This is a genomic window from Mycobacterium sp. FW102-FHT13B02, from assembly GCF_058790275.1.
On the sequence record NZ_JBYTCM010000006.1, the window covers coordinates 227,882 to 236,461 of the forward strand.

Annotated in this window: 9 protein-coding genes; 6 read left to right on the top strand and 3 right to left on the bottom strand. The window is 67.9% G+C overall.

Annotation, left to right across the window (positions count from 1 at the left end; genetic code table 11):
* Positions 1 to 37: 37 nt before the first annotated feature.
* From AC3WTE_RS13290 to AC3WTE_RS13300, 3 genes are all read right to left on the bottom strand, one after another.
* Positions 38 to 1,438 (bottom strand): HNH endonuclease signature motif containing protein, encoded by a 1,401-nt coding sequence (locus tag AC3WTE_RS13290; protein WP_492438068.1) that lies wholly within the window; start codon positions 1,436 to 1,438, stop codon positions 38 to 40.
* A 109-nt stretch (positions 1,439 to 1,547) separates the two neighbouring features.
* Positions 1,548 to 2,546 (bottom strand): DEDDh family exonuclease, encoded by a 999-nt coding sequence (locus tag AC3WTE_RS13295; RefSeq protein WP_492438070.1) that lies wholly within the window; start codon positions 2,544 to 2,546, stop codon positions 1,548 to 1,550.
* A gap of 80 nt (positions 2,547 to 2,626) precedes the next feature.
* The gene (locus AC3WTE_RS13300) at positions 2,627 to 3,232 is read right to left on the bottom strand and encodes a TetR/AcrR family transcriptional regulator (protein WP_492438283.1); all 606 of its coding nucleotides are present in this window, start codon (positions 3,230 to 3,232) and stop codon (positions 2,627 to 2,629) included.
* Between the two features lie 85 nt (positions 3,233 to 3,317).
* Here AC3WTE_RS13300 and AC3WTE_RS13305 point away from each other — a divergent pair, with 85 nt between their 5' ends.
* The 6 genes from AC3WTE_RS13305 to AC3WTE_RS13330 all read left to right on the top strand — a co-directional run bounded on the left by AC3WTE_RS13305 (position 3,318) and on the right by AC3WTE_RS13330 (position 8,552).
* Positions 3,318 to 4,217, top strand: coding sequence for an alpha/beta hydrolase (locus AC3WTE_RS13305; protein ID WP_492438072.1), 900 nt, complete (start codon positions 3,318 to 3,320; stop codon positions 4,215 to 4,217).
* Positions 4,214 to 5,047 (top strand): SDR family NAD(P)-dependent oxidoreductase, encoded by an 834-nt coding sequence (locus AC3WTE_RS13310; RefSeq protein WP_492438074.1) that lies wholly within the window; start codon positions 4,214 to 4,216, stop codon positions 5,045 to 5,047. The genes AC3WTE_RS13305 and AC3WTE_RS13310 overlap by 4 nt, the downstream gene beginning before the upstream one ends.
* A 4-nt stretch (positions 5,048 to 5,051) precedes the next feature.
* Positions 5,052 to 6,131: an SDR family oxidoreductase gene (locus AC3WTE_RS13315; RefSeq protein ID WP_492438076.1), complete on the top strand. Its 1,080-nt coding sequence runs from the start codon at positions 5,052 to 5,054 to the stop codon at positions 6,129 to 6,131.
* A 56-nt stretch (positions 6,132 to 6,187) separates the two neighbouring features.
* Positions 6,188 to 7,414, top strand: coding sequence for a Mur ligase family protein (locus tag AC3WTE_RS13320; RefSeq protein WP_492438078.1), 1,227 nt, complete (start codon positions 6,188 to 6,190; stop codon positions 7,412 to 7,414).
* Entirely contained in the window at positions 7,411 to 8,151 is a 741-nt protein-coding gene (locus AC3WTE_RS13325) for a type 1 glutamine amidotransferase (RefSeq protein ID WP_492438080.1), read from the top strand. Before AC3WTE_RS13320 ends, AC3WTE_RS13325 begins: the two co-directional genes overlap by 4 nt.
* A gap of 227 nt (positions 8,152 to 8,378) precedes the next feature.
* Entirely contained in the window at positions 8,379 to 8,552 is a 174-nt protein-coding gene (locus tag AC3WTE_RS13330) for a hypothetical protein (protein ID WP_492438082.1), read from the top strand.
* Positions 8,553 to 8,580: the final 28 nt, after the last annotated feature.

Sequence of the window (8,580 nt, forward strand, 5' to 3'; positions counted from 1 at the left end):
CTGGTCGGCGTGGCCTTCCGGTGCCGCTGGCGCCGGATCAGCTTGCGGGACTGTCTGTTTCACCGTCATCGCCTCCGCTCTCGGGTGGGTAGAGCGTCGGGTGGTGGTACTGATTGGTCCTGGGTCGGCCGACGTCCAGGAGCGGTGGTGGGGTCCAGTGGGTGCGGCCGTTTTTCATGGTGGTGCTCCAGCCGCCGGTGTCGGCGAGAACGTTGTCGCAGCCACACGCCAGGGTCATTGTGTTGACGTTGGTGAGACCGCCATCGCGCCAATTGTCGATGTGATGGACCTGCGAGCGCGAGGCGGGAGCGGTGCAATTGGGCTTGGTGCAGCCATGATCGCGGCCGAACAACGCGAAGCGTTGAGCAACGGTGGCGGTGCGCCGGGCCCGGCCCATGTACAGGGGTTGTTCATTGTGCTGGTCGAACACCCCGGGGTAGTGGTCGGCACCGTTGGTGGCGGCCATCTGCAGCAGATCCTTGATGGGCAGCTTGCTGCCGGTGTGGGTGAGTGCGGTCCCGGTGCGCTGCTCCAGTTCGGTGACGGTGCAGGTGGCGACGACGCTGACCGGGACGCCGTTGTGCTCACCGAGTGTTCCGGAGGACAGCAGCATCTGGAACAGCGTTGTGCAGGCGTCGTGGCGGCGCTGGGCCGGGGTGCGGGTGTCGGCGGCGATCTGCTCGGCTGACGGGGTTCCGGAGATGCAGGGCTGCGGGTCAGCCGGATTGCACATGCCGGGGGCGGCGTACTTGTCCAGCAGGGAGTCGAGGTAGGCGCGGGCTTCGGGGGTCAGGGTGCCCTGCAGATCCGACATCCCGTCCGGTCGTTGTTTCGACACGGTGACACCGCGTTTGCGGGCACGTTCGGCATCATCGGGTAGCGGTCCGTCTTGGTCGAGCAGGTAGAGCAGGGCCTCGGCGGCGGCGCGCAGTTCTTCCGGGGTTTGGTGCCGGGCACCGGCGACCAGGGATTGTTCGAACTGCCGACTGGTGGTGGGGTCGACCCAGCCGGGGAGTTTGTTGATGAACTGGCCGTTCACTTTGACGTGTTCGGGGTTGATCGCACCCTCGGCCTGGGCGGCGGCGACGAACTCCCACACGGGCGACAGCGCCCCTCCGGTCAACCCGGTGCGGGGCGCCAAATGCAGGGCGTCGCGGACCCGACGGTTGGCTTCGGTGGTGTCGATGTGCAATCGGATGCGCAGCACCTCAGCCCAGTTTTTCGCCCCCAGCTCCCGGGCCGTGGTCTGGGACTGTGCCGCGGTAAGAATCCGGTGATCGACGGCCTCGGCCGCGCATTTGAGGGTTTCGCGGCGCGACTGCAACTCCAACAATGTCGGCACGTCCAGGCCGGTGTAGTCCAGGGCTGCGAGCCGGGCCTGCGCCGCCTCGTAGGCGGCGTAGGCCTCCTCGACAGCGGCCGGATCGGCGAATCTCATATATCGAACACTGGTTCGAATCACCGACAAATGGCCGCGACAAGTGGGGCGCTAGTTACCTACCGTGACCAGCGCAAACAAAGTGACTAAAGATTTTCAGCAGAGACCGCTAGAACAACATGAACTGGTCGCCGGCCGGCGTCCGGTCGACGAACTCCTCGACGTCCGAGCCGCCGACCACGTGGCCCAGCAGCGTCATGAATTCGGCGTCCGAGACCAACGGGACGCCGAGCTCCCTGGCCTGGTAACCCTTCCCCTGGGCGGGCGCCGGGTCGTTGCAGATGACCAGCGAGGTGTGGACATCGACGCTGTCGGAGTAGGACAGCCCGACATGCACGATGCGCTCGATCACTTCTTCGTGCGTGCGCTGCATCTCACCCGACAGCGCCACCCGCATGCCCTGCACCAACGGCTGGCCCGGGACGAACCGGCCGGGGTTGGCGTAGGCACACGGCAGCCGCGACGCCAGGACTTTCAGCGGCCGGAGTTCGTCGTGCGTGATGGCGCCGCTCGGCCAGCGCTTGCGGCCTACGTTGCGGATGGGCAGCCAGCGCCGGTGCTCGCGCGCCGCGGCCAGTGCCGGTTTGAGGATCTGGGCCAGCACCATAGCGTCGTCGAGGGCATCGTGCGGACGAATCTGCGTCGCGCCGTAGTGCGTCGCGAGGGTCTCCAGCCGCAGGTTCTCGGTGCCCAGGTTGAGCCGGCGGGTCAGCTCGACGGTGCACATGACGCTGTCGACGGGCAGCACCGCGCCGACGCGCTCGCACTCGGCGGCCAGGAAGGCGTAGTCGAAACCGGCGTTGTGGGCGACCAGCGTGCGACCGGACAGCACGGCGGCCAGGTCGCCGACCATCTCACCAAAGGTCGGCTGGCCCGCCAGCATCTCGGAGGTCAAGCCGTGCACGTGTGTGGGGCCGGGGTCGACCCCGGGATTCAGCAGGCTGCTGAACGAGTGCTCCACATTGCCGTCGTCTCCGAGGGCCAGTGCCGCCACGCTGATGACGCGCGCATGGCCGGGATCGAAGCCTGATGTCTCTACGTCGACGACAGCCCAACCCGCCCCGGCCTCAGTGGCCGGTCGGCCCCAGCCGAGGTTGGTTTCGTCCACGTGGCAAGAATGGCACGGCCCGCCGACAAGTCCGGCCAGATCCCGGCGGCCCCCGCAGCGTGTCGCCGATCGGACGTGGATCAGACCCGGACGCGCAGACCGTCTGCGACCGTGGCCAGGTATGCCGCGAGCAATCGGTCGATTTCTTCCGGACCGGACCGTAATGCGCCGGGACGCCAGGACAGAGCCAGCAGGCCGTTGAAGGTCGCCCAGAACACGGTCGCGAGGTCATCGGGGTCGAGCGCGGGATTCACCAGCCCGGCCTCGATACCTGAGCGCAGCACGGCCGCGAGTTTCGCGTTCTGGGTACGGGTCAACTCCGCGATGCGGTCGACCGCGTCCGGGACGTCCGGCGGTTCGACGAGGATCTGGAATTCGTGCGGACGTTCGCGGGCAAAGCGGGCATACGCGTTGGCCGCCAGCATAATTCGCTCTTCCACCGTCCCGTCTGCCGCGTATGCCGCGTCCATGTAGGCCCGGTTCTCCTCCATCGCCTGCTCGGCGACTGCGGTGAGCAACGCGGCCCGCCCGCCCACGCGGTTGTAGACGGTCTGCAGTGCGACGTCCGCCCGCTCGGCGACGGCCTCGAGATTCAGCCCGTGTACACCTTCGGTCGCGATGATCTCGCGGGCAGCGTCGACGACGGAGCGCCGGTTGGCCTCGGCCCGTCGCTGCGTTCTGGTCATCCCGGGATCGGCCACGCCCAGAGTGTAACCGGTACCACTTTTAGAAGTACTTACAATTTTGGATTCACTTACATATTCTCGCTACATGACCCGCACCGATGCGACTTTCCCGTCGGGCGACGCCACCTGCGCCGCCTGGCTGTACACGCCCACAACCCCCGCCCCCGCAAACCGGCCGATCATCGTGATGGCCCACGGTCTCGGCGGCGTCAAAGAAATGCGCCTCGACGCCTTTGCCGAGCGCTTCACCGCCGCCGGGTACGCCTGCCTCGTCTTCGACTACCGGCACTTCGGTGCCAGCTCGGGCGAGCCGCGCCAACTGCTCGACATCGACCGGCAGCTCGAAGACTGGCGCAGCGCTGTCGCGTACGCCCGCACCCTTGGCGGCGTCGATCCCGACCGCGTCGTGGTCTGGGGAACCTCGTTCGGTGGCGGGCACGTGATCGTCACCGCCGCGCAGGACAAGCGGCTTGCCGCGGCGATCGCGCAGTGTCCGTTCACCGACGGCCTCGCGTCGTCGTTCGCCATCCCGCCGTTGACGTCGGCCAAGGTCACTGCCCGCGCGTTGCGGGATCAGATCGGCGCCCTCCTCGGCCACCAACCGGTCATGGTCCCGACGTACGGGCCGCCTGGGTCGACGGCACTGATGACCTCACCCGACTCGGTCGCCGGGATCCAGAACCTCTTGCCGCCGGATGCCGACATCGAACGCGACGTCGCCGCGCGCTTCGCCCTGCAGATCGTGCGTCACTTCCCCGGCCGCCGGGCCCGCAACGTCACCTGCCCGATCTTTTTCGCCATCTGCGAGCAGGACGCCGTCGCCCCGCCAGGGCCCACCCAGAAGTACGCCGCGCAGGCACCCCGGGGCGAGATCAAGCTCTACGACACCGGTCATTTCGACATCTACGTCGGCGAGGAGTTCGAACGCAACGTCACCGACCAGCTCGACTTCCTGTCCCGCCACGTTCCGGCGGCCGCATCGTGACGCGGTATCACCTCGCCGGCCGCACCGTGGTCCTCACCGGTTCGACAGGAGGCCTCGGCTCCGCCGTCGCGCGGCAACTCCGGGCGCGCGGCGCCAACCTCGCCCTGCTCGACCTCGACGGTGACCTGGCGCAGCGACAAGCCGCGGAGCTGGGGCCGGACACCGTCGCCCGCGGCTGGGCCGCGGACGTGCGCGACCTCGGCAGCCTGCAGTCGGCGGTCGACGCCGCGGCCGCACACTTCGGCCGAGTCGACGTCGTGGTCGCCAACGCGGGCATCGCGTCCATGGCGCCGCTGGAAACCCTGGAGCCGGAAGTGTTCGAGCGCGTGATCGACATCAACCTCAGCGGGGTGTGGCGCACCTTCCGGGCTGCGGTCCCACACGTCAAGAAGCAGAGAGGCCATCTGCTCGCGGTGTCTTCGATGGCCGCCTTCGTCCACTCGCCGCTCAATGGTCCGTATGTCGCCAGCAAGGCGGGCGTCTGGGCACTGTGCGACGCCACCCGGCTCGAACTGCGCCACTACGGAGTGACCGTCGGCAGCGTCCACCCGACGTTCTTCAAGACGCCGATGATGGACGACGTCCACGACGACCCAGCCGGCCACACGCTGTGGGGCGGCAACAAATCTGGATTGTGGAAGATGATCCCCCTCGACGAGGTGGTCGAGGCTATCGTCACGGGCATCGAACACCGCGCCCCCTTGATCGTCGCGCCGAGACGTAACTCGGTCGTCGCCCGCGTGCCCGGCTTGGTCCGCCCGCTGGTCGACCGCATCGGATTCCCCGGCCGCACGATCCCTGACGCCATCACGCTGGCAGGAAAGGCCTGAAACCATGACCACGATCGCCCCAGACGCCCCCGTCCTCGTCACCGGCGCCAGCGGGTATATCGGCAGCTGGATCGTTCGCTACCTCCTCGAAGCCGGGCACACGGTGCACGGCACGGTACGTAATCCGCAGAAGCCAACCGGCCTGGAGCACCTCCATAAGCTGTCGGCCGACCATCCCGGCAGGCTCAAGCTCTTCAAAGCGGACCTGCTCGATACCGGCAGCTTCGACGAGGCGATGGCCGGCTGCGAGCTCGTCATGCACACGGCGTCGCCGTTCCTGCTGCAGGGCGTCACCGACCCGGCAGAGTCGCTCGTCCGGCCGGCGCTGGAAGGCACCCGCAACGTGCTGGATTCGGTGAACCGCACCGAGAGCGTCAAGCGCGTGGTGCTGACCAGCAGCGTGGTCGCGATCTACGGCGACGCCCGCGAATCCCGCGACGTCCCCGGCGGCGTGTTCACCGAGGACCAGTGGAACACCACCAGCAGCGTCGACCACCAGCCGTATTCGTACTCCAAGACCGTGGCCGAGCGGGAGGCATGGCGCTATCAGAAGGCGCAGGACCGCTGGGACCTGGTCACCATCCACCCGGGCCTGGTGCTCGGCCCGTCGCTGACCAGCGCCAGCGACTCGGCGAGCTTGGCGACCATGAAGCAGTTCGCCGACGGCACCATGCTGACCGGTGCGCCCGAGTTGACCATGGGCGTGGTGGACGTCCGCGATGTCGCCGATGCGCACCTGCGGGCCGGCTACACCCCCGAAGCGCACGGCCGCTACCTCGTCAACGCCGCCTCGCTGAGCCTGCTGGAGATCGGCCAGATTCTGCGCGCGAAGTTCGGCGTGCTCTATCCGTTCCCGTGGCTGAACGTGCCCAAGGTCGCGGTAAAGGCCGTCGCACCGGTCATCGGGTTGACGCGCGATTTCGTCGATACCAACGTGGGCTACCCCCTGGTCTTCGACGCCAGCCGCAGCCAGAGCGAGCTTGGTTTGGTGTACCGGCCCATCGACCAGACCGTCACCGACCACTTCCAGCAGATGCTCGACGACGGCATCGTGCGCAAGCGGCCGAGTGTCCGGCTGCCGTAAGTGGGCGCCCTCACACGTGTCGTCACATTCGGGGCCGTCCTCCTAGAATTCCGGGGATGATCACCGCACGAGGACGTGTCGCGCTGGGCGCGGGCGCCGCCGCCCGGTGGGCGTCGCGGGTGACGGGCCGCGGTGCCGGCGCCATGATCGGCGGGCTCGTCGCCATGAAGCTGGACCCGTCGATCCTCGGACAGCTCGGTTCCGGGCGGCGCTCCGTCGTCGTCACCGGCACCAACGGCAAGTCCACGACCACGCGGATGACGGCCGCCGCGCTGGCGACCATCGGGCCCGTGGCCTCCAACAGCGAGGGCGCCAACATGGACGCCGGGCTGATCGCCGCGCTGGCCGGGTCACGCAAGGCTGCGCTGGCCGCACTCGAGGTCGACGAGATGCACGTGCCGCACGTGTCCGACACGGTGGATCCATCGGTGATCGTGTTGCTCAACCTGTCCCGCGACCAGCTGGACCGCGTCGGCGAGATCAACCACATCGAACGCACGTTGCGCGCCGGGCTGGCGCGGCACCCCAACGCCGTCGTGGTGGCCAACTGCGACGACGTCCTGGTGACTTCCGCAGCGTACGACTGTCCCAACGTGGTGTGGGTGGCCGCCGGTGGCGGCTGGTCCGGCGACTCCGTGAGCTGCCCGCGCAGCGGCGAGGTGATCGTCCGGGAGAACGGGCACTGGCACTCCACCGGGACCGACTTCTCCAGGCCGACCCCGCAGTGGTGGTACGACGAAACGAATATCTATGGGCCGGAAGGCTTTACCGCGCCGATGATGCTGGCTCTGCCAGGCACGGTGAACCGCGGCAACGCCACGCAGGCCGTGGCTGCGGCGGTCGCGTTGGGTGCGTCGCCCGCCGCCGCGGTGGCCGCGGTGTCGACGGTCGACGAGGTCGCGGGACGGTACCGCACCCTGCAGGTCGGCGAGCACACCGTGCGCATGCTGCTGGCCAAGAATCCCGCCGGCTGGCAGGAGGCGCTGTCAATGGTTTCCAGTGATGTTGCGGGAGCGGTTATTTCGGTGAACGGCCAGGTGCCCGACGGCGAAGACCTGTCCTGGCTGTGGGACGTGAACTTCGAGCACTTCGTGGACTTCCCGGCGCCCATCGTTTCGGCCGGCGAGCGCGGTACCGATCTCGCGGTGCGGCTGGGCTATGCGAGCGTCGACCACACGTTGGTACACGACACCGTGGCCGCCATCAAGTCGTGCCCGCCCGGCCACGTCGAGGTGATCGCGAACTACACGGCGTTCCTGCAGCTGAATCGGGAGCTGGCATGAGCACTGGCGCGGACGTGAGGAGCAAAACGACTCCCGTTCAGATCGGCCTGGTCCTGCCCGACGTCATGGGCACCTACGGCGACGGCGGCAACGCCGTCGTCCTGCGACAGCGCCTGCGGCTCAGGGGAATTGACGCGGAGATCGTCGAGATCACGCTGAACGACCCGGTGCCGGATTCGATGGACCTCTATACCCTCGGCGGCGCCGAGGACTACGCGCAGCGCCTGGCGACCCGGCACCTGCTGCAGTACCCGGGGCTGCAGCGCGCGGCCGAACGCGGCACCCCGGTGCTGGCCATCTGCGCTGCCATCCAGGTGCTCGGACACTGGTATGAGACGTCGTCGGGCGAGCGCGTCGACGGCGTCGGGCTCCTGGATGTCACCACCTCTCCGCAGCCCGAGCGCACCATCGGCGAAGTGGCCTCGGTGCCGGTGATCGACGGCCTCACCCAGAAGCTCACCGGCTTCGAAAACCACCGCGGCGGAACTGATCTCGGGCCGCTCGCCCAGCCCCTGGCACGCGTCGAGAAGGGCGCCGGCAATCGCGCGGGTTCCGGCTACGACGGCGTCGTGCAGGGCAGCGTGGTCGCCACCTACCTCCATGGCCCGTGCCTGGCCCGCAACCCGGAGCTGGCCGACTACCTGCTGTCCCAGGTGGTCGGCGACCTACCGCCCCTCGACCTCCCCGAGGTTGAGCTGCTGCGCCGCGAGCGCCTCGCCGCACCCCGTCGCGCTTGATCTGCGCGCCGTGAGCGCTCCAGCGGCGTTGCTGTGAACCGACTGTCAACCAGCACACGTGCGGTTTCACCGTGCGGGCAGCCGGGTAGAGACGAGCCACTACTGTCCCCTCAGAGAGGCACGCACATGCTCGACTTCTTCTGTCCCCGGTGCGGCGACTTCACCTTCGAATCGGTCACCTGCCTACGCTGCGAGGGCCCGAAAGAATCGAATCCTATTCCAGCTGCGTGAAAAACATTGTCACAGTGCTTATTTCACGCTACCAATCGCCGTTGCGCCGCAGCCTCCCGCTATGGTTAGGCAATCCTTCCGCGCCGCGAAAGTCGCACAACCAGATCATTTTCCGCGAGTTCGCCATGCGCGGCGCGCACTCGTGGCGCATCATGAACCGCACGTTCTGAGTGAAAGAGAGGAACCCACGCGCACTTT